At 47.2% G+C, this 22,912-nt stretch carries 16 protein-coding genes; 10 read left to right on the top strand and 6 right to left on the bottom strand.

Annotation, left to right across the window (positions count from 1 at the left end; translation table 11 throughout):
* Positions 1-290: 290 nt before the first annotated feature.
* Positions 291-788, bottom strand: a complete 498-nt coding sequence (locus ACOCLE_RS15795) for a hypothetical protein (protein ID WP_419533284.1) — start codon at positions 786-788, stop codon at positions 291-293.
* Between the two features lie 190 nt (positions 789-978).
* Between ACOCLE_RS15795 and tnpC the strand changes: the two genes are divergently transcribed.
* A complete protein-coding gene (gene tnpC / locus ACOCLE_RS15800; protein WP_419532963.1) occupies positions 979-2,484 on the top strand; it encodes an IS66 family transposase in 1,506 nt (501 codons plus the stop codon).
* 487 nt (positions 2,485-2,971) lie between these two features.
* Entirely contained in the window at positions 2,972-4,369 is a 1,398-nt protein-coding gene (locus tag ACOCLE_RS15805; RefSeq protein ID WP_419533285.1) for a class II fumarate hydratase, read from the top strand.
* A 79-nt stretch (positions 4,370-4,448) separates the two neighbouring features.
* Here the strand turns inward: ACOCLE_RS15805 and ACOCLE_RS15810 are convergent, their stop codons facing one another.
* The gene (locus ACOCLE_RS15810; RefSeq protein WP_419533286.1) at positions 4,449-5,108 is read right to left on the bottom strand and encodes a YdcF family protein; all 660 of its coding nucleotides are present in this window, start codon (positions 5,106-5,108) and stop codon (positions 4,449-4,451) included.
* 194 nt (positions 5,109-5,302) lie between these two features.
* Here ACOCLE_RS15810 and ACOCLE_RS15815 point away from each other — a divergent pair, with 194 nt between their 5' ends.
* Positions 5,303-6,481 carry a cation:proton antiporter gene (locus ACOCLE_RS15815; protein WP_419533287.1) on the top strand — a complete coding sequence of 393 codons (1,179 nt, stop codon included), beginning with the start codon at positions 5,303-5,305 and terminating at the stop codon, positions 6,479-6,481.
* Positions 6,482-6,601: 120 nt separating this feature from the next.
* Here ACOCLE_RS15815 and ACOCLE_RS15820 read toward each other — a convergent pair whose 3' ends face one another.
* Complete coding sequence (locus ACOCLE_RS15820) at positions 6,602-7,174, bottom strand: MliC family protein (protein WP_419533288.1); 573 nt, start codon at positions 7,172-7,174, stop codon at positions 6,602-6,604.
* A gap of 435 nt (positions 7,175-7,609) precedes the next feature.
* Between ACOCLE_RS15820 and ACOCLE_RS15825 the strand changes: the two genes are divergently transcribed.
* Positions 7,610-8,911, top strand: a complete 1,302-nt coding sequence (locus ACOCLE_RS15825) for a serine dehydratase subunit alpha family protein (protein WP_419533289.1) — start codon at positions 7,610-7,612, stop codon at positions 8,909-8,911.
* A 92-nt stretch (positions 8,912-9,003) separates the two neighbouring features.
* Positions 9,004-9,387: a RidA family protein gene (locus ACOCLE_RS15830; RefSeq protein ID WP_419533290.1), complete on the top strand. Its 384-nt coding sequence runs from the start codon at positions 9,004-9,006 to the stop codon at positions 9,385-9,387.
* A 47-nt stretch (positions 9,388-9,434) separates the two neighbouring features.
* On the opposite strand, the gene ACOCLE_RS15835 is transcribed toward ACOCLE_RS15830, so the two are convergent.
* On the bottom strand, positions 9,435-11,096 hold the full coding sequence (locus tag ACOCLE_RS15835; RefSeq protein WP_419533291.1) for a putative transporter: 1,662 nt from the start codon (positions 11,094-11,096) through the stop codon (positions 9,435-9,437).
* Positions 11,097-11,372: 276 nt separating this feature from the next.
* Between ACOCLE_RS15835 and leuS the strand changes: the two genes are divergently transcribed.
* Positions 11,373-13,970: a leucine--tRNA ligase gene (gene leuS / locus ACOCLE_RS15840; protein ID WP_419533292.1), complete on the top strand. Its 2,598-nt coding sequence runs from the start codon at positions 11,373-11,375 to the stop codon at positions 13,968-13,970.
* Positions 13,971-14,134: 164 nt separating this feature from the next.
* Here leuS and ACOCLE_RS15845 read toward each other — a convergent pair whose 3' ends face one another.
* Positions 14,135-15,370 (bottom strand): hypothetical protein, encoded by a 1,236-nt coding sequence (locus ACOCLE_RS15845; RefSeq protein ID WP_419533293.1) that lies wholly within the window; start codon positions 15,368-15,370, stop codon positions 14,135-14,137.
* Positions 15,371-15,559: 189 nt separating this feature from the next.
* Between ACOCLE_RS15845 and trxC the strand changes: the two genes are divergently transcribed.
* Both trxC and ACOCLE_RS15855 read left to right on the top strand, forming a co-directional pair.
* Positions 15,560-15,997, top strand: coding sequence for a thioredoxin TrxC (gene trxC, locus ACOCLE_RS15850; protein WP_419533294.1), 438 nt, complete (start codon positions 15,560-15,562; stop codon positions 15,995-15,997).
* Positions 15,998-16,085: 88 nt separating this feature from the next.
* On the top strand, positions 16,086-17,474 hold the full coding sequence (locus ACOCLE_RS15855; protein WP_419533295.1) for a hypothetical protein: 1,389 nt from the start codon (positions 16,086-16,088) through the stop codon (positions 17,472-17,474).
* A 205-nt stretch (positions 17,475-17,679) separates the two neighbouring features.
* Here the strand turns inward: ACOCLE_RS15855 and ACOCLE_RS15860 are convergent, their stop codons facing one another.
* A complete protein-coding gene (locus tag ACOCLE_RS15860) occupies positions 17,680-18,960 on the bottom strand; it encodes an ISKra4 family transposase (protein ID WP_419532972.1) in 1,281 nt (426 codons plus the stop codon).
* A gap of 379 nt (positions 18,961-19,339) precedes the next feature.
* On the opposite strand from ACOCLE_RS15860, the gene ACOCLE_RS15865 reads away from it, so the two are divergent.
* Together ACOCLE_RS15865 and katG are read left to right on the top strand one after the other, a co-directional pair.
* A complete protein-coding gene (locus ACOCLE_RS15865) occupies positions 19,340-20,227 on the top strand; it encodes an aspartoacylase (protein ID WP_419533296.1) in 888 nt (295 codons plus the stop codon).
* Between the two features lie 289 nt (positions 20,228-20,516).
* Positions 20,517-22,682, top strand: a complete 2,166-nt coding sequence (gene katG / locus ACOCLE_RS15870; protein WP_419533297.1) for a catalase/peroxidase HPI — start codon at positions 20,517-20,519, stop codon at positions 22,680-22,682.
* Positions 22,683-22,912 lie beyond the last annotated feature (230 nt).

Genomic DNA, 22,912 nt, shown 5'->3' on the forward strand with positions numbered 1-22,912 from the left:
AAAAACCACTGTACAATTGATATAGCTGACTTTCTTGTGTGGATTTCCATATCCACCATAATTTATAAATATTGATAGAATCTGTGGCTCTCAATGAGTATTCCGATATGTACTTTATGACAAGAAATACTACAGATAGCGCAAGATAATTTATATCGTTATGTTTATAAGCCCATGAATCTGACAAGTAATATTTTTCAGCACTCTTTCAGCAAGATAAAGAGGTGTTCACTACTATTAGCCAAGTGGTAAATAAAAATCTTCATATCTTTCATTCCTGTAAAATCAGGTTATATTACCGAGGGTTGTTTTTGGCAATATTCGATAGCCTTTAACCAGCCCTTTGCCTCTTCGGATTGAGGGTCAAGATCTAATAGTTTGTCCTGAATAATACTTATCGGTGTATTCCCACCTTTGTCTGGATCACTCCATGTAGTAGCACCGTAATCTAAATAAAGATTAAATATATTCGGCGAAGGTCTTGATGCTGCATGATGTAATGCTGTACTTTGATTCTTAGTTTTATGATTAATAATATTTGGGAAATTAGCTTCATCAGTGCTTTTTAATAATATACAAACTTTCTCAGCACACCTAACAGAAGAACCCGCAGCAAGATTTAGAAGGTTATTACCTGTATTATTAACAATATTTTTCAGCTCGCCTGGTTGTAAATCTTCTAATAGCGTCCACGCACACTGATCCCCATATCCTTCCGCTTTTCCCGTAAGATAAAGAGCCTGTCCTATAGCACAATCCCCATTAATTGCAGGGCCTGCCTTTCCCATATATTTGTAAGTTGCATCTTGGCATGAAGGGTCATTTTGATGATTAATTAATACAAGCCACTGCTCTCTTCCAAGCCTCCCCTTAACTCCTTTAATTATTTGTAACTATTCAGCACCCTTCATATAAATCTGGAATTTTCTGATTTTTCGACCATCATCTTATACTCAATTTTTCTAACAAATCTCCAGTATGGAACCAGACTTCCCAGCTACTCCGTTTACCGAAGCTCTCCTTAAAGAGAATGAAGAGCTTCGGACCGAGAATGCGCTTTTACGGGAACGTTGCAGCGAACTGGAAGAAAGGGTTAATAAAAACAGTCAAAACAGTAGTAAGCCACCATCGTCAGATGGTTATCAAAAGCCCAGTAAAAAAGGGAGTGATAAAGGTGATACATCTTCCAAAGAAGCCCCCTGCTCCTCACAGGAAACACCGAACCCCAAAAGCCTTAGACCATCTTCAGGCAATAAACCAGGTGGCCAGAAAGGTCATCAAGGCTCTTGTTTGAGACGTGTCGCCTTACCCGATTATGTCAGGCATCTGAAGGTTGAAAAATGTTGCTGTTGCCAGTCTTCGCTTATCGATATTAAACCCACCAAATACATTGAGCGACAGGTTTTTGATCCAGGTAGACCCGGAGAATTTGAAGTTACCGCGTACTGGGCAGACGTTAAAGTATGTCCTTGTGGTAAACGGAACACCGCTGAGTTTCCCCAAGGAGTGAAAGCCGCTGCTCAATACGGAGAAGTGACTCAGGCAATGGCTGTTCATTTAAACCAGTATCACTTCATCCCATATCACCGGGTGTCTGAGTATTTCAATACTATTTATTGCATGAGTGTCAGCGCAGGCTCTGTTGCCAATTTTGTTGCCTATACCCATGAGAACCTGGCCTCTACTGAGCAGAGTATCCGCGATGCTTTACAAGAAAGTCCGGTTGCAGGAGCGGATGAAACTGGCATGCGGGTTGACGGTTCACTGTGGTGGTTACACATTATGCGAGATGACCAATGGACGCTTTACTACCTCTCAGAAAGGCGAGGTTGTGAAGCAATGGATGCAATGGGCATCCTGCTGACTTTTGCAGGCATTCTGGTTCACGATCATTGGAAGTCCTACTTTGCCTATGCGGCAGTGCATGTGCTTTGTAATGCCCATCATCTGAGAGAGCTTCAGGGAGTTGTCGATAGGGATGCGAATAAGCTGGCTCTGCGGCTGATGAAATTGCTTACGCTCTCCTGGCACTTCTGCAAGAAATACAAAGCAGCCGGTCTGACTCAAATGCCTGGTGCAATACAGCTTCGCATTGAGACGATATACGACCAAATCCTTCAAAGGGCTCTCACGAAGGAAACCGCTTATATGGAAAAACAACGACAGGTGCTTGGACGTAAGAAGGTCAGGAATACCAAGGCCTACAACCTGTTCAAAAGGCTTATTGAGTTTAAGGTTGAAACGTTGCGCTTCATGTCGGACTTTTCAATTCCCTTCGATAACAATGGCAGTGAACGTGATGCCAGGATGGCCAAACTTAAGCAGAAGATCTCAGGCTGCTTCAGAAGCGAAGACGGAGGTACCATGTTTACCCGAATCCGAAGCTATTTATCATCTGCTAAAAAGCAGGGGTTGAACATATTTCAGGCGCTTCTTAAAGCGGTTCGAAATTACAACAATACGCCTTTGCTGGGTGCTGAATAGTTACAATTATTTCTACATTACAAGCAATGGTAGGCCACTGTACCTCATTGATTCCATAATATTGAGGAAAACTCTTTCCCTGACAAAAGAAGTCATAACATTTGACTGCAATTGGTTTTGCAGATGTTACAAAGTCATTCAGAGAAGAACCCTTAAGAAAATCCGTTACCATCTGATCAGTAACAGCAGTCTCAACTGTGACTTCTAGTGGTTTTGGCTGAGGAGAAGGGTTTGTGCCTACAGAATGCAACATATAAATTTCCACATAATAAAAAATGAGCACTATTGAGAGATAGATCTCCATAAAAAGTTCCCAAATTTCAATCAATAAACAACAATTTCAGCTTATTGGCGTTTGCTTTCTATACTAAATAACCTTACTTCCGATATTACAACATACCCAAATACAAGCACTCTTGAAGCTTCTAGCAAGCCACTTATCCTTGAGATGTTTCTACTTGAGGATCTCTGATAAAGGTTCCTGACCATGCCTGACAGAACCCGGATCGAAAAAGACAGCCTTGGTGAAGTACCAATTCCTGCTGATGCCCTCTATGGTGCCCAGACACAGCGAGCGGTAAACAACTTTCATATCAGCCATCAGCCACTCCCTCCCACCTTTATTCGTGCCATCGCCCAGATCAAGCAGGCTGCAGCTAAAGCCAACCAGGAGCTGGGGCTGCTATCGGAAGAGTTCGCCACTGCCATTGCCAGAGCCTGTGACCAGGTGATTCAGGGGAATTTTCCGGGCACTTATGACCAACAGTTCCCGGTGGATATTTATCAGACCGGTTCTGGTACCAGCAGTAATATGAATGTGAATGAGGTTATTGCTCAGCTGGTCAAACGCAAGACGAACCTCGAAATCTCACCCAATGACCATATCAATATGGGTCAAAGCAGTAATGACGTCATCCCCTCAGCCATTCATGTCGCTGCCTCTGAAATGGTGAAGCATCAGTTGATGCCTGCGCTGGATCATTTGCTGAAAGTTCTGGACCAGCGTGAGCAGGAACTGGGCAACATCGTTAAGACTGGCAGGACTCATTTAATGGATGCCATGCCACTGACCTTTGAACAGGAAATCAGCGGCTGGAAGGCATTGGTGCTTCAGGACAAGCAGCGTTTTCATCAATGTTTGGATAGATTGAACCAACTGGCATTAGGAGGTACCGCAATAGGTACTGGCACCAATACCCACCGGGACTTTGCTGCAAAAGCGTGTGAGTATCTGAATCAGACCACGGGCATCACATTTAAGCCCAGCACTAATTTTTTTGCATCATTAAGCCTGCCATCCGCAGCGCTTGAGCTCTCATCAATATTGAAAAGCCTGGCAACCACGTTAACCAAGGTGGCGAACGACTTGCGATGGATGAACAGTGGACCTCTGGCGGGGCTGGGAGAGATAGAGCTGACCGCTCTGCAACCAGGATCAAGCATCATGCCAGGGAAAGTAAATCCGGTTATCTGTGAGTCTGTACTGATGGCCTCAGCACAGATCACAGGCTTTGACACTGCCATCACCATTGGTGCCCAGTCCAGTAATTTTCAATTAAACACTATGTTACCAATGATCGGCAGCAATCTGATCAAAGGTATTACCCTGGCATCCAACAGCTGCCGATTACTGGCTGATAAGGCTTTGGCTGACTTCACTGTCAAAAAAGACCATATCAATGAAACCCTCTACAAAAACCCGATCCTGATTACCGCACTGAACCCGGTCATTGGCTATATGAAAGCCGCTGAAATTGCCAAGCTGGCCTATGCCGAGAAGCGCTCAGTGCTTGAGGTAGCAACAGAGAAGACCAATCTGAGTGAGTCAGAACTCAAAAAACTACTGGACCCCATTCTGTTAACAAAAGGTGGCTTAGCTGAGTGACAGTTCTTTCTTGTTAACCACAAAGCTCTCGGAACAAAAGACTGCCTTTTCTTTCTGTCCTTTGTGGGTAGAAAATACGTCAGCGTCGATGGATCAACCAATACCATAAGTACCCTGCGTACTCTCTGAAAGCCCGTTCACTGTCACTGAGGTGACGTGCACTGGGTAGCCATCGGCTGATACGAAAAGAGTCACTGGAAGTATCAGCCAACATACCCGGTGCTGGAATCACATGAAACCCTGCCCTTTCAAAGCTGAGTACAGCCCTGGGCATATGCCAGCCATGAGTCACCAGTAAAATTGACTGAAGTTCCTCAGGCAGCGTTTCACGAGCATACACCGCATTTTCCCACGTTGTTGTACTCTGGTCTTCTTGCCAGCGGGCTTCTACACCAAAGTCATTCATCAGGCTTGTTGCCATAATTGCCGCTTCCGGTCTGTTCCCTCCTCCACTGACCAGAACAGGCAGGCCCGTTTTACGATTCAGCCATGCGCCATAACGAAGACGTTCCAGGGTATACATGGAAGGACGAAACCCCGACATTTCAGGGCTGATCCGAGGTAAGCCACCACCAAGAATCACAATTGCCTGAGGCTCAACTGGTTGTGTTTGCTCCGGATGAAAGACTGGATAGCGCTCAAGACTCTGAATTAGAAGCGAAGCAACTGGCTGGGTAGCAAACAAATAAAGGAGAACCAGAGCCAGCCAGGCAATCCATGACTTGAAAATCAGTCCCATTATGATCAGCCAAATCAGCAACATAAAAATAAATGAACCCGCTGTATTACCGAAAGACCCAATATGCCATCCAATAAAGAAAAGCGGTAACGGTGGAAAGTTTATAATGACATCCTACCTGAAAATCAGGCAACCCAACCTGTTTGATCAACTATCCTGAACAGTCCCGTAGTTTCAATGATAAGGTTTACGCTGTGCAAGGACCGTTTGAGCATCTTGTTCTGGAGATGGCTGTTATCTTTGGTGGTGCATCCTTACTGGGCACTCTGTTTGTCTGGCTGAAACAGCCCATCATCCTGGCTTATATATGCCTCGGTATGCTGGTTGGCCCCTATGGTCTTAATGTGGTCATCAACGATGGGCATATCGAGGCAGTTTCAACCATGGGGATTATCCTGCTGATGTTTCTGCTTGGGCTGCACCTTCATCCTAGAAATCTGCTCAAACAGTTAAAACAGACGGCGTTGGTTACCTTTCTCTGCCTGAGTGCCATTGGAGTCATGATCTGGGCTGTGCTTGTCCTTATTTTTAGTTTCCCCCTTATTGAAGCGGTCATCGCCGGTCTGGCCCTTGCATTTTCCAGTACCGTGCTCAGTTTAAAGCTGATTCCTACGACAACACTTCACCATAAAAGAACCGGTGAAGTGATGATCAGCATTCTGTTGTTTGAAGATATTCTGGCTATTTTGACCATTCTGATTCTATACAGCAGTAACGATGGTGGTGCTCATGTCGATGCGCTATTACTCCCACTGAAGACTTGTGCCTTTGCCCTGGGAGCCTGGTGTTTTGTCCGCTATGTGCTGCTACCACTTATGGGGCGTTTTGACATTATCTCTGAGTATATATTTCTGGTGTCCCTGGGCTGGTGCCTCACAGCAGCCCAACTGGCTGAGTCTTTTGGCCTGTCTCATGAGATTGGGGCTTTTATTGCCGGGGTCAGTATTGCTACATCCCCCATCTCACTGTTTATTGCTGAGGGCTTGAAGCCATTAAGGGAGTTCTTTCTGATTCTTTTCTTTTTTTCGGTAGGTGCTCAGTTTGATCCAGTTCTGAAAAGCCATCTGCTGATGGCCATTCTATTAACGTCCGCCATCGTATTAATCGCTAAACCCATATTATTTAAGTACCTGCTGAAGCACCTGGCAGGAGAGCGAAATGATAATGCGGGAGAGATGGGGCTACGTTTAGGCCAGAGCAGTGAGTTCTCACTACTCTTGGCCTATGGCGCCATGACGGCAGGAAGAATTCAGCAGGAGACAGCATTACTGATTGAAGGGGCTGCAATCCTGACGTTTATCGTTTCCACGTATCTGGTGGTTTTCCGGCTGCCAACACCGATATCTCCCAGTAAAGAATTGAGAAGCGATTAAGATCGCTGCTGAGGTTATTTTTTTAATGCGACAAAGTCACAGAGACACTAAGAAGAACCTTAAGCACTCTGTGTCTTTATATGCTGACTTGCATTGCAGAACTTCTGCATCCCTACAGATTTAGTGCAGTGGCATACCACATCCCATATAATGCCGACCATCAAACTGAATGGTCACAGTCGTTGGATAAGTCTCATCATCCGCCATGGTGTCATCACACCGCTTACCTTTCAGGGTAACAGTAAGAGCCTTCCCATCAGCGCTGGTTTTATATTCTGTGGTGCGTGTTGCAGTATTGCTGACGGGCTCAGGTGCAGGAAAGACGTAACGGTCCTGGCCATAATTAGTGACAAACAAGATCTGCTCGCTGTTTCTGATCTCCAGAGTCCATCCGGGCTCATTCCCTACCGCCCTGAAATCAACACCTCTCAGCTTTGCATCTTCCCAGATGGACTGCTTTCTATTTACCTTGCACTGTTTGTACTCTTTTCCATTATATTCAAGGAGCGCTCCATCTTTTGAACTCCAGTAGGTGATCTTACCATCACTGAATTTTGCGCCGGATGCCGAGACCACAACCGGTAACTTAACAGTCTCTCCCGGTAGAAACACCCAGGCATTTGCGCCATTAGGATCCCTCTCAATACTGGCAATGAATTGAAAGCCCTGTTCACAGTCATAAACAAGAGTCATCGCTTTTCGCTCATTGTTTGAAACAGCAGTGTCTGCAGGACTAGCTTTTTCTGCCTGTTTTTCAGCCAGGGAGGTACAACCTGTCAGCACTATTGAGCTCAATAGTGCGAGACCCACTGCAAACGTTGTTCTTTCAAAGAAACGGTTCATGCTCAACATACTCCGCAGTAAGGAATTTTCAGTACCAAAAGAACCTGAGTTATTTATCGAATAATAGGGTGCCTTTAGCTATCAGGCAAAGACCTGAATTCTCTTGCCGTAATGGGGGATACTAAAAACAAGGCTGTCATGATGGACATCAAAAAACGGCCTCACCGCTTTCTATACAATCAGAACAAAATTTCTACACCTGCCTCATTTCTGCGGAAAATAACACTTTCAACACCCACAAAATGAGCGCCTTATTTTGCATCAGACGTATTAAAGGATCCTTACATGAGGCCTTCTGAAGGGTGGCGCCCTGAATGGGAACAGTACATCCAGATTTTACAGGACAACGTTATTCCATCCCTTGGCTGTACTGAACCAATATCAACAGCTTACGCAACCGCGCTGGCCGTTGAGCTGCTGAATGAATTGCCTGACCAGATTCAGGTATACGTCAGTGGAAATCTAATGAAAAACGGCATGGGCGTTGGCGTTCCGGGCACAGGCATGGTCGGGCTTCCTATCGCTGCGGCTGCAGGAGCTGTTGGTGGCGATCCTGGGGCAGAGCTGGAAGTACTGAAAAACATTACTCCAGAGCATGTTGGTCGGGCAAAAGTCATGCTGGATAGCGGTCAGGTCAGTGTCCAGATCAAGGAGGTTCCAGAAGTACTGTACAGTGAGGTCTTGGTTTCCAGGGGGGAGCACCATGCTCGAGTCATTATTAAGGATCACCACACTCAGGTAGTTTTGAAAGAACTCGATGGGAAAACTGTTTTTTCTACCCAGGAAAAAAATGATGAATCCCATAATGACGGTTCTTCGGCAACATTATCGGTAGCCAGCATTTACGAGTTTGCCACTCAGGCTCCGTACGACAAAATTCGTTTTATTCTCGATGCTGCCTGTTTGAATCAAACCATATCCGCTGAAGGACTGAGTGGTAGTTATGGACTCAAAGTGGGCAGAACACTGCAACAGAATATTTCCCAGGGGCTGTTGTCTGAAGATCTGATCACCCTGGCCATGATGCGATCATCGGCCGCTTCTGATGCACGAATGGATGGAGCCATGCTTCCCGCCATGAGTAATTCCGGCAGTGGTAACCAGGGAATCGCGGCTACCATGCCCGTGGTGGCGGTTGCTGACCATCTAGGCTGCGGTGAAGAAAAGCTGGCCAGGGCACTGATACTCAGCCATTTGATTGCCATTTATATCAAAACCCACCTGGATACCCTCTCCGCCATGTGTGGTGCCACGACGGCCGGAACTGGTGCCAGCTGTGGGATTACCTGGCTGCTCGGTGGCGAGCTTGAGCAGGTCGAATGCGCCATCTTTAATATGGTGGGTGATATTGCCGGTATTTTCTGTGACGGTGCAAAAGCCTGTTGCTCCATGAAAGTCTCCACCTCTGCCGGAGCCGCCGTGAAGGCATCCTTGATGGCCATCAATAATATCCGGGTGTCCGGTCAGGAAGGCATTATTGCCGGATGTGTCGAGGAAACCATTGATAACCTTGGTCTTTTGGGTAACCAGGGAATGCGGGAAACCGACCGGATGATTTTGAAAATCATGACCTCAAAATCAGTCTGAATATTTTCACCAACCGGTTGTCTGATAGGAGTGAGGGCTACATAGCTCAACCAGATGTCAGACAACCATTCATTAACAAAAAGGAAGACGTAATGGCTGAAGCAATCAATACAGAAAAAGCACCTGCGGCTATCGGTCCCTATGTACAGGCGGTAGATACCGGCTCTCTGGTATTTACCTCCGGTCAGCTGCCAATTGACCCGGCGACCGAGGAAATGCCAGAAGACGTAGCTGCGCAGGCTCTGCAGTCTCTGAAAAATGTTCAGGCCATTATTGAAGCTTCCGGTCTGACCATAAACTCCGTGTTTAAAATGACGGTATTCGTGAAAGACCTGAACACCTTTGCCACCGTTAATGAAGTCTACCAGAAGTTCTTTGATGATCTTGGAGCCAGTTATCCTGCCCGCTCCTGCGTGGAAGTTGCGCGTCTGCCGAAAGATGCACTGGTAGAAATTGAAGCCATTGCTCAGCGTTAATATTTTACTTCAAGCCTGTAATCATAATGGTTACAGGCTAATTCCTGTTAAACGATCCCCCATAGCAAGACCGCCAGTATCTGCGGTGAAAGAATTCTCAAACACATCACCAGCGGATAAACAGTAGCATAGGAAAGTGCAGCCGCTCCCGACTTTTCATGCAGACTGTTGGCAAAGGCCAGCGCAGGAGGATCGGTCATGGAACCCGCCAGCATGCCACAAATGCTCAGGTAGTTAAGCCCACCAAACATACGACTGGTAATACCTATCACCAGCAATGGAACCAGAGTAATTACCGCGCCGTACATCATCCACTGAAGGCCATCCCCATTCACCAGGATATCGACAAAGTTTTCTCCAGACTTCAAACCAACCACCGCCAGAAACAGAACAATACCGATCTCCCGCAACGCCAGGTTGGCACTGGGCGGCATAAACCAATATAGACGTCCAATACTGCCTATTCGACCAAGGATCAACGCCACCAGCAATGGTCCACCCGCCAGCCCCAGCTTAAGTGCCGCTGGCAAGCCTGGGATATGCAGTGGAATAGAACCCAGCAGGATTCCTAGACCAATACCGATAAACACCGGCATCATTTGAACCTGCTGCAACTTTTGCTGAGCATTACCCACCTGATTGGCAACGGCATCAATAGACTCAGGGCGACCTACAAGGTTCAGGATATCACCAAACTGCAACGTGGCATCCCGGTTCGGCACCAGTTCAACACCGGAGCGGTTCAGGCGTGAAACCACGACGTCATAGCGCTGCTTGAATTTAAGATCGATCAGCTTTTTGCCCAGTACCTTCTCGTTGGTTACCACAACCCGGGAGGTTCGCAGTTCGGTTCCCTTCGTCGTCAGAGAAGCATCCACTTCTTCGCCGAGAATGAGTCGGGCATTCTGTAATTTCTGCCGACTGCCAACCAGATGGAGAATATCCCCCAGTTCCACAGTTGTATCGCCTTTGGGGACAACCAGCTCCTCCCCCCGCTTCAGTCGCGAGCAAACCAGCTCTCCATCATTCAGCCCCGGAATATCCTGAATTGCCAGACCATCAATATTCGGGTTTCGAATGGCGACATTGATGGTATAGAGGCTTTCCTTTCCTGAACCGGACACTTTCTCAAATTCTTCCGCTTCTTGATTAACATCTATCTTGAGCAGTCGCCGGATAAACCACATGCTCAGCAGAATCCCACAGATACCAAACGGGTAAGCAACGGCGTACGCAGAACCTGGCAGTGCCAACATGCTTTCTGGTGTCCCAAGCTCTGCCAGAATACCAGTGCCTGCCGCCAGAGAAGGTGTATTCGTCACAGCGCCCGAATAAACACCCAGCACAACGGGCAGGGGAACATCAAACATCAGGTGAAGTACGGTAGCGACCACACCACCCAGCAGTACCAGCCCTGCAGCAAAGGCATTCAACTTCAGACCACTGCTTTTCAACGATGAAAAGAAGCCAGGCCCCACCTGAATACCAATGGTGTAAACAAACAGAATCAGGCCAAACTCTTTGATGTACTCCAGAGTGTGACTGTCCAGGTGGATATCCATCTGGTAGACAAAATGCCCTACCAGGATGCCTCCAAACAGAACACCGCCTATGCCCATACCGATGCCGCGGATGCGCCAGTTGCCTATCCACAGGCCCAGCACAGCCACCAGCGACAAGATCGATATGGATATCGCTATATCGCTCATTGTGTTTTCCAGAAAGTGAGTATGAATTGATGATGAAGACCAAAAAAGCATCATCACCTTACCAAATACTGACAATCAGGCCGGATGATATGGATCAATGCCGGACAACCTATGCGGATAAATCAACAGGAAAAGTGCAGTTGAGCAGGCAGTGTTGTATCCTAGCGGGTTATTAGTTTCCCTGACTCTTTGATTGGTTTTCATAAAGCTTTTCTCACCAGACTGCTTTCAAGAAAGCATCAAAGCGATCCTTTACATTAAGCCTGTTGAGCGATGATGGAAGAGCATTACCAACCGCATCAGATTGAGAGCGAAGCCCAGAAATTCTGGGAAGACAATGACAGCTTTGCTGTCACCGAAGATAACAGTAAAGAGAAGTATTACTGCCTCTCCATGTTCCCGTACCCCAGTGGCCGGCTGCACATGGGGCACGTTCGTAACTACACCATTGGTGATGTGATTTCACGCTACCAGCGCATGCGGGGCAAAAATGTCCTGCAGCCCATGGGCTGGGATGCGTTTGGTCTGCCTGCAGAAAATGCTGCCATCAAAAACAAGACCGCACCCGCACCCTGGACCTACGAAAACATCGATTACATGAAAGGCCAGCTAAAGCGTTTGGGCTTTGGCTATGACTGGAACCGTGAGCTGGCGACCTGTAAGCCGGACTACTACAAGTGGGAACAGTGGTTCTTCACTCAGCTCTACGAAAAAGGTCTGGTCTACAAAAAAATGGCCACCGTTAACTGGTGTCCAAACGATGCGACCGTACTGGCCAACGAGCAGGTTGAAGATGGTCGCTGCTGGCGTTGTGACACCGTGGTTGAGCGCAAAGAGCTGCCACAGTGGTTTGTCAAAATCACAGCCTACGCGGATGAACTGCTGTCTGACCTCGACAAGTTGGAGCACTGGCCAGAGCAGGTTAAGGCCATGCAGCGCAACTGGATCGGCCGTTCCGAAGGTGTTCAGATGACCTTTAAGGTTGCCAACACGCCTGAAGGTGCGCCTGAAGCGTTCAAGGTTTACACCACACGTCCTGACACTCTGATGGGAGTGACCTACGTAGGTATTGCCTCAGAGCACCCATTAGCCAAAGCCGCAGCGGTCAATAACCCTGCGCTTGACACATTTATTCAGGACTGCAAATCCAATGCGGTGACTGAAGCAGAGATGGCGACCATGGAGAAAGTGGGTGTCGATACTGGCATCCGCGCCATTCACCCAATTACGGGTCGTGAAGTGCCCGTATGGGCGGCCAACTTTGTACTGATGGATTACGGTACGGGTGCGGTAATGGCGGTTCCTGGTCATGACCAGCGTGATTATGAATTTGCCACTCGTTTTGGTCTGCCAATTGAACAGGTTATCGAACCAGCCAATGGCGAAGCAATTGATCTCAGCGAAGCGGCATTTACCGAAAAAGGTAAGCTGGTTAACTCTGGTGAGTTTGACGGCCTGACTTCAGAAGATGCCTTCAATGCCATTGCCGACCGGCTGATTGCTGAAGGTAAAGGTGAGCGCCAGGTGAACTACCGTCTTCGTGACTGGGGCGTCAGTCGTCAGCGTTACTGGGGTGCGCCAATCCCGATGCGCTACCTGGAAGACGGCACTGAAGTTCCTGTTCCACTGGAAGACCTGCCGGTGCTGCTGCCAGAAGACGTCGAAATGGACGGTGTTCAGTCCCCGATCAAAGCGGATCCAGAGTGGGCAAAAACCACCCACAACGGCCAGCCTGCCACCCGTGAAACCGATACCTTTGACACGTTCATGGAGTCCAGCTGGTACTACGCCCGCTACTGCTCGCCAAAGTCTGACGACCAGATGCTGAACCCTGAGCAGGCTAACTACTGGCTGCCTGTGGATCAGTACATCGGTGGTATCGAGCATGCGGTTATGCACCTGCTTTACTCCCGTTTCTATCACAAGCTGCTTCGTGATGCAGGCCTGGTCGAAAGCGATGAACCATTCAAGCGCCTGCTCTGCCAGGGCATGGTATTGGCTGACACTTTCTTCAAGGTAGACGAGAAAGGCGTCAAGCAGTGGATCGCCCCGACCGATGTCGACAGCGAATTTGACGACAAAGGGCGCTTGGTTAAGGCCACCCTGAAAGAGACTGGTGACATTGTTGAGCATGCGGGCATGAGCAAGATGTCCAAATCCAAAAACAACGGTATCGATCCTCAGGACCTGATTGATCAGTACGGTGCCGACACCATCCGTCTGTACACCATGTTCGCAGCGCCACCCGAGCAAACACTGGAGTGGTCCGAAAGTGCAGTAGAAGGTGCCAACCGATTCCTGCGTCGCTTCTGGAAGCAGGCAGCAGAACATATTGCCTGTGGTGATGTAACTGCTCTTGATCTGAATGCTCTGACAAAAGAGCAAAAGGATCTTCGTCGCAAAGTGCATGAAACCATCAATAAGGTTTCAGATGACTGTGAGCGCCGCCTGACCTTCAATACGGCAATTGCTGCAATCATGGAGCTGAACAACGCAATCAACAAGTTCCAGGTGAATACCGATCAGGACCGCGCAGTGATGCGTGAAGCCATTGAGGCAACCACACTGATGTTGGCACCTATCGCACCTCACGCCATGCACAGCATCTGGCAGTCTTTGGGTCACTCTGAGTCCGTACTGGACGCTTCATGGCCAGCAGCTGATGAAGAAGCTCTGAAGAAAGATGCCATCACCCTGGTGGTTCAGGTCAATGGTAAGGTTCGTGCGAAACTGGAAGTTCCAGCAGGTCTGGATAAAGATGCCATTGAGAAGCTGGCTCTGGAACACGATAACGTCAGCAAGTTTACCGACGGTCTGACAGTCCGCAAAGTGATTGTGATTCCAGGCAAACTTGTGAATATTGTTGCTAACTAAGCAACAAGTACTTTTGATGATGTTAAGGGAGCTTCAGCTCCCTTTTTATTCTGCAAAAAATAAAAATTACGCAGTTACACATATCACACCATAAAGTAAGGAGTTTAGATAAGATGAATATCAACATAATGGAGAGAAACAATATTTATTAAGATATGAAGACATTACTCATTATCCAAAGGCTCCAAATAGTCGTCGCCAAAAAATGAACTATCGCCTTCATCCCCTTTTTTAGCTTCTTCCCACCACTTACGCCCTCTTTTTCTACCATTACCTGGTCGATCATTATTGCCCCCAGCAGGGTTTCCGGCCGGTAAAATATTATAAGGAGGCAGTTGAGCTTGCTTTAACGCCACTTCAGGGACTACCGAAGTTGAACTTGTTACTGTAGAGCCACCCGATGGCGCATATGATGACGGTTGATTCAAAGTCGCAGCAGGCAGAGATAACTCTATAATAGGAGCCAAGCTGCTAATAAACCTATGACTGATGAACAAGTTAGACCTATTTTCATTATTCCTATTATCTATTCTAAAAAGAGGTAGCTCTAAAATCTGCTCATTCCGATGAGTGGATTGATCAACTTTATTCTCAGGGTATACATTTAGTCTTACATTGATAAAACCATCATGTTCAGCATGAGTAAGAAGCGTGAACACTTTTTGCTTCAGGTACTGAGAATTTGAATGATCATTACTTTCCTGGGAATAAGGCACCTTGCTCAAAACCCGATCATCGTACTCTGAAAACCTGTCAGTGCGCTCGGAATCCATTGATGAAAGTGCATCAGTCAAGTCAATTTTACCTGAAGTTTCGGTACGAGCTGTTTGCTCTGACTCTCTTTCGAATACACTACCGGCCAGCTCTCCACTGCGATCAGAAACCAACTTTAATAAACGAAGATTTTTATTTGCCTCTCCAGCTTTCGCACTTTTAATGGAAGGGAGAAGATCTTCAGAATTGTCCATAACCAGAACGATTTGCACTTGTCTTATTATCATCTTTACATTTGTAGAACCCTCAGCATCATCAGGTTTTCGAGAAGAAATTTGTACACGAGGTGTCACCAAGCCAGGCTGTGGGTTTGGGGCTACTCCCCATGTATTATGACAAGGCCTGGCGTCCTGACAGATAGCCAAATGGCCTTGATTAAAAACCACTGTAAAATCTTCCTTAACATGAACGGTTTGCACTGACCATACTTGCTTGGCAGTGTTATTATTCTGATTAATATAGACGGTCACAGAACCGTTGACTGTGGTTGTGATAACTCTGCGTCCAGCAACTCTGCGTCCAGTAAAAGAAGCAGAATCCTCACCCGAAGCTGACAGAAACTGAACAGACTGCTGCGTTGTCGAAAATGTAGTATGTTGAACTACCGTATTTTCACTTGCCCGCATGAGCTCACCTTTTCAATTGACTGGCAACACAGCGAGAGTGCCCAACACCCCATCTTAAAGCCGATTCTGAACAACATTTTGAATATATCAGACACCGGCAGTCTCAATTAGTTCCTATCAATAGTGATAGACAGACATGTAAAATACGGAGGCTTATACAGTACTCGGAATGCAATTTAAGAGTTTACAATGTCAAAGCTAATTCAAATCGCCTGTCCCAAATGTATCACTGCTAACCGGGTTCCAGTGGAAAGGCTTAGTGATACCCCTCGCTGCGGTAAATGCAGATCCCCACTCTTTTCAGGTCAACCGGCAGAATTGAGTGCCGGAACATTTCAGCGTTTTATCAGCCAGACAGATATTCCTGTCATTGTTGATTTCTGGGCTCCCTGGTGCGGCCCCTGCAAAGCCATGGCACCGGCTTTCAGCAAACTGGCACAGGAAATGGAGCCTGATTTAAGGCTCGCCAAGCTGGATACCCAGCAGCATCCCCTGCCAGCTCAACAATTTAATATCCGAAGCATTCCTACATTGATCTGCTTTAAGGGTGGAAAGGAAGTAGACAGGGTTTCAGGGGCCTTACCTGAGCCTCAACTCAGGCAATGGATTAAAAAATCGACTCATTAATGCTGACGAGTGTCGCAAAGAGCAGAAAGGGAACTGGCTTCCCCTGTGAATTGCTGGCAAAATTCTCAGCCATGTACAGATTTTATGGATGATGCAGGGTAATGAAGTGCTCCGTTTCTTAAAAGGACTTACGCTGGTCGCAATTCTGGCAGCCGTAATTTTGCCGGGAATGCAATACTTTTTATCCAGTAAAATCACATTAATGGTTAATCAATGGATTGCCAATATATCCCCTTACGCCCGCGTCAGCTACGAGAACATTGATATCGGCCTGAGGGGCACCATCAATTTACGCAATGCAACGGTAGACCTTCAGTTCGGCCAACAGCCCAAACTGGAAATACAACGAATATCCCTTCGCTTTCCAGAACTTTATGATCTGTACCAGCTTTCTTTAAAAGGTGATTACTCCTTAGTCCCGGAATCCCTTGCTGTAGAGCTGCAGGGCATGAACTTATTTTTTCTGGACACCCCTCTCCTTGAAGCGCATTTTTCCAAGAGGAATGAGCAGTTAAGCACGAACCTTACTGGAACATGTAGAAACAATCTTCTCTTTGGTCCTGTACAGCTGAAATCCATGGGATATACCCCCTCCAACTTAGTCAATTTAGGACTTCGATATCGATTCCATGACTTCAACCAAACTCTGGATCTTTCCATTGATACCGAAATTCAAGCTCTTGGGTTCACCACGCTGGGGATGTCCATCGACAATGTAAGCCACCTTGACTGGGAAACGGTCACAAGAGGAAGGTTTGGGCTAAAACAGCTTTCTTTTTTGTATCAGGATGATGGTTATATAAATCGAAAAGTTCGGTACTGCACACAAGGTACGGGTGTTTCCACCGCTGAGTATATTGCCCGGGAAGCCTCACGGGAGGATCGATACTATGCTGCACTGTGGGGGGTTATTCCTGGAGTTTCTGTTCGAGATGCGTATCAGAACTTTCTAAATAAACCAGAAACCGTATCCATTAGTCTGGAGTTCCAATCACCATTTATTTTGGACCACAATTACTGGGGAGAGGCTGTTCCAGTTGTCAGTCAACGCTATGTATCGATTAATAATAGAGAAATCATTGCTCCGGAGCTCACTATTGTTCCGGGAGAGATGAGTAAAAAAGTTGGTGATTTGCAGGCAATCCTATTTAGCAACGCTGAACAGGCGTTAACGGACACCCACGGTGCAAACAGCACCCTCCAACATGACCAATCTATCTCTCTGCCTGAAGAGGAAATCGACCAGAGAGCAGTGTATGTTGGCAAACATATCCAGTACCAGTCTGTTGAACTGAACAGCTTGTCTGAAGGTGAACGGCGGCAGATCAGGGTCACACTGGATAATGGACGGCAGTATGAAGGCTTTATTGACAGCCTCAATGAAAATGAACTACAGCTTCAGAGCCCGCAGGCTGGAGGAGAGATAGTCCTCCCTGTACAACTTGAGAGAATTGCCCAGCTTGAAATAAAAATGTAAGCATTGGGAATTTTTACCGACTTACTTTTATTGGCGATCTCCAACCAGTCAACTTTCCAGAGCCTCCAAAAGCCACCACCTATCAGAGCAGGCACTTATACTGTGCATGTTATAGTACGAGAATAGGTAAGTAGACCGATAAGCCTTTCATTGATCATTTGGAAATTAACGTTGAGAGGGGTGCTCTCTCAATTTGATAACTGACTCATAGGTTAGCTTCAACCTTTCCAGTCATGAACTCAGACCAAAGTTGTTCCCAGCGCCCCTTACTCTGGATCAGTGCTCTTGTTGTCAAAAGCACTTCCGCTCCTGTTGCTTTCCACCTCATTCCAGAACCACATAATCGTTGCTTTACCAGAGTCTTACAAGCCGCTTCAGTAACTCCTGAACCTATTGGCCAATGGCGTTTAAGCGCCTGATGATAATTCATTAACTGGTGATTGTTTGTAAAATAGCTCACAGCTTTGTAGCGCTTCTCTGTCAGTGCGATTGTCTTTTTCGGGAGCTCGGCTGATTCAATTTCCTGAAGGATTTTTTTGGCTGCTCCACGCTTGTTTTTCAAACTATGTAGCCTGTCTTCAAGCCACTGGTGTCGCTTCGCCTTACTGGTTGGAAACAGTGCTTCCGCTGCTCCAGCTAAATATTCAGATGCATGATAAAAATCGAGTATCTGCCCAGAGGTATGTTGTTTCAAATAACTCCAGTTTTCTCTAGCCCCGTCAGCTACCCCGATGTATGTGGCATTTGGGTAGAGTCGTTTTAGATCTGCAATCTCCTCGTCGAGCTTGCTCATAAAGCTTTGTTTACCATACTCTGGCGAACTGGCTGTATATATCGTGTGGAGCCTGTCTCCATCTGCAGAATATAGGCTCAATGTCCCACACATGGCTTCCCTCCAGCCTTCTTCACAAAGCAGCATGCAGGTTCCATCCAGACCAATGGCTATTGTTTCAACAGGCTCTTTTAGTGGAGGAAGGTGGTAGTGAGTGTCTTGCTGGTCTTCAATTAATGCACCTACTCTGTCCGATAAATGCTTGATATAAGAATTTGAAAGCGTCCTTTGATGGTTGGTCTCAAAATCTTCTTTTACCGCAGGCGCTGGCATCTGGCTGTATTTCCAGGCGATAGACTTGGCAAATTTGGGGGTAGCTGAACCAATAATACCGGCACGAAGATCAAGTGCTGCCAGAGTACTGCCACCTCTGACACCCTGATATACGGAGCGCTCCAAAGGTATACGACCGTATAAGGTTTCATAGTGCTTAAGAACCTTTCCTTTGTAGTTCCACTTCTGCTGATTAACGACGATAGGTTCTTTATTGGGTGATTCAAATAGCCCCAATAACTCTTTTGTTCCAAGCTGCCCGGCTTCATTGAGTGCACGCTGTAAACTATCTTCAAGATTCAGCATGTTGCCTGAATCTATAGAAACTTCAATTTGCAAAACGATGCTTTTGGTAGAGCTGGAAATAACAGAAGCGGGCATGACAGTTAACTATTATGAGTGGTGTTCCCATAGTAGCTGTGAAAATAGAGCACTATTGTTTCAATCATTCAGAGAGAGCACCCGTTGAGAGCAGTTTACTTGGATTTTCTGAAACAGGCAGGTGCCGGCAGTGCTCTCCAGTTTATTCATCCAAGAAATATCACAACAAACATTATTAACTATAAAGCCTGGAGAAAAACTGGCGAAATCATCAGATTATAACTAGTCTCAGCAAGATTTTTTCCCACAAGAAAGGCTGAATCTAACAGTAAATTGTAAGCAAGGTTACACCGCTTATTCGCTATCCATTGATGATAAATAAATTGAGGCAGTAATAAAAAGTTAGAAATCTACAGCTGAACTGCCAGAGAGATTGATGATGAAAGGTGACAAGAATCAAATCATTGAAAAAGTAACCATTGTTGGTGGAACTCACGGTAATGAGTACATCGGCCCTTACTTCATCCGTAAGGCAGAACAAGCTGGTACGTTCCAAGACAATGCCATCGAAGTATCAACGCTGCTGGCAAACCCTGAAGCCTTTGCTCAGGCAAGACGTTTTATTGATCAAGACCTGAATCGTTCATTTTCTTCCGACATTCTATCCGGTACTCAAGACCAGCATGAGTATCAGCGGGCGAGAGAAATATCCAGACACTTTTCACAGGACAAGCTAAGCCAGCATTTCATTATTGATCTCCACAGTACAACCGCCAATATGGGCATTACTCTGATCGTCAGAAATAATGAGCCATTAAACCTTCGCGCTGCGGCTTATGTTCAGAAAAATATGCCCGAAGCCCATATCCTTCTCAGCGATATGGACCGTGTTCAACATCAGTCGTTAAACAGCATTTCCCGTTTTGGTATTGTCATTGAGGTCGGCCCCTTACCCAATGCTGTACTTCGTCATGACCTCTTTGAAGCCACGGAAAAAGTCGTAGAGCTGGTCGTTAAGTTCCTGACACTCAGCAAGACCCGTGAGGAGCCCAAACTTCCTGAAGAAGTGACCGTGTTTAAGTTCAGGGAAAAGGTACCTTATCCCAGAGGTCGTGAGGGAGAGCCAACAGCAGTGGTTCATAAGGATCTTCAGGATCGTGACTATCGTCTGCTGGAAGCCAGCCACCCAATATTTATGACATTTCAGGGTGATGAAATCAGATATTCCGGCGAACCAGGTCATCCGGTATTTATTAATGAAGCGGCTTATTATCTTGAAGATACAGCCTTTATCATAACCGATAGAGTCGGGGTCTCACTTAAGTAAGTGTTTTTTTTACTCTTCAACTCTGTTAATGAGTTTGGTCCTCTATTGAGGATATCAAAACAGGTATAGCGCCTTAACGAGCCAACCACTTGGCCTCCCCAAGGAGAAACCCTCGGAAAACAACAGAACACCAAGTAACAACCGCGCAAAAAAACAACCACACTTCGACAACCCACGAAAACATTCGTAAATTACTGATAAATTTAAGAAATTATTGACTTAAGTCAAAACCAAAAGAAATCTGACAAGTGATAATGATTCTGATTTAATCCGCAAGAAGAACTGGACAATGAATAAACCCCACTCTGGAAAATGCCCTGTTATGCACGGAGCGGTAACAGAGAGCGGCAAGTCGAATGTTGACTGGTGGCCAAAAACACTGAACCTAGACATTCTGCATCAGCATGATCAAAAAACTGACCCGATGGAGCCGGAGTTTAACTATCGGGAAGCGGTGAAAACCCTCGATTTTGCCGGCCTGAAACAAGATCTCAAAGACCTGATGACCAACTCCCAGGAATGGTGGCCTGCCGACTGGGGGCACTACGGTGGTCTGATGGTGCGTATGTCCTGGCACGCCGCCGGTACTTACCGTATTGCCGACGGCCGTGGCGGTGCCGGTACCGGTAACCTGCGCTTTGCACCATTGAATTCCTGGCCCGATAACGCCAATCTGGACAAAGCCCGTCGTCTATTGTGGCCTATCAAGAAAAAGTACGGCAACAAGCTGAGCTGGGCTGACCTGCTCGCTTATGCAGGTACTGTCGCTTATGAATCCATGGGACTGAAAACGTTTGGCTTCGCTTTTGGTCGCGAAGATATCTGGCACCCTGAAAAAGATACCTATTGGGGCTCTGAAAAAGAGTGGCTGAAGCCAAGTACTGAAGAAGGCGGCCGTTACTCCGGCACCCGCGATCTGGAAAACCCATTGGCAGCGGTTATGATGGGCCTGATTTACGTCAACCCGGAAGGCGTAGATGGTAACCCGGACCCTCTGAAAACCGCCCACGACATGCGCGTCACCTTTGAACGTATGGCGATGAACGACGAGGAAACTGTTGCCCTCGCAGCTGGTGGTCATACCGTGGGTAAATGTCATGGTAACGGCAAGGCAGAGTTACTGGGTGAGGCGCCAGAAGGTGCTGAACTGGAAGACCAGGGCCTTGGCTGGCTGAACAAAACCAGCCGGGGCATTGGCCGCAATACTGTGACTTCCGGTATTGAAGGCGCCTGGACCACCAATCCGACGCAATGGGATAACGGCTATTTCCACCTGCTGTTCAAATACGACTGGGAACTGAAGAAGAGCCCTGCCGGTGCCTGGCAATATGAGCCCGTCGATATTGCCGAGGAAGACAAACCTGTCGATGTGGAAGACCCATCGATCCGTTACAACCCGATCATGACCGATGCGGATATGGCCCTTAAGGTGGATCCGGAATATCGCAAGATTTCCGAACGCTTCCGTGACGACCATGCGTACTTCTCTGAAGTGTTTGCGCGGGCCTGGTTCAAGCTGACCCACCGGGATATGGGACCAAAATCCCGCTACATTGGCCCGGATGCACCACAGGAAGCGTTGATCTGGCAAGACCCGGTACCTGCAGGCAGGACTGATTACGATGTGGATGCCGTTAAGGCCCGGATTGCTGCCAGTGGTCTGAGTAACAGCGAAATGATCGCTACGGCCTGGGACAGCGCCCGTACCTTCCGGGGCTCAGACAAACGGGGTGGAGCCAACGGTGCCCGTATCCGTTTCGATTTCCAGAAGGATTGGACTGGTAACGAGCCCAAGCGCCTGGAAAAAGTTCTCGCCGTACTGGAACCTATTGCTGCAGAGACCGGCGTCAGCGTGGCAGATGTGATTGTTCTGGCCGGTAATGTTGGTCTGGAAGCCTCTATTAAAGCCACTGGTTTTGACGTTAAGGTGCCATTCGCTCCCGGCCGTGGCGATGCGGCGCTGGAGCAGACGGACGTTAAGTCTTTCGAAGTGCTTGAACCTCTGCACGATGGCTTCCGCAATTGGCTCAAGAAAGATTACGTGGTCGCTGCTGAAGAGATGCTGCTCGATCGAACTCAATTAATGGGACTCTCTGCCCACGAAATGACAGCTCTGATTGGCGGCATGCGTGTCCTGGGCACTAACTATGGTGGCACCAAACACGGCGTCTTCACCGATCGCGAAGGTCAGTTGACGACCGATTTCTTCGTGAATCTGGTGGATATGAACTACACATGGAAACCGGCCTCTGATGGACTCTATGAGATTAGGGACCGCCAGACCGATACCGTGAAGTGGACCGCTACCCGTGTTGATCTGGTATTTGGTTCCAACTCGATTCTGAGAGCTTACGCAGAAGTGTATGCCCAGGACGATAATCAGGAAAAGTTTGTTCGTGACTTTGTAGCAGCCTGGACCAAAGTGATGAATGCTGACCGCTTTGACCTGTCTTGAGCCCAGCTAACCACTAAAGCCAATACACACGCCGCATTGATTGCGGCGTGTTTGTTTGTCATGGCTAATTGAGAACGCCCCCTAATTTTCTTTTTTCTGATCACCTTCCTCATGATAGAGTTACAGGTCGAATAGATTATCCTCCCCATATAAGTTCAGATATACGCATGCAATCTGCAAAGCTGTTGGGGCTAATGAATTTGACGACCTGAAGCATTATTGGTGGACCA

Origin of the sequence: Endozoicomonas sp. (genome assembly GCF_965196975.1) — a bacterium.
Taxonomy (GTDB): Bacteria; Pseudomonadota; Gammaproteobacteria; order Pseudomonadales; family Endozoicomonadaceae; genus Endozoicomonas.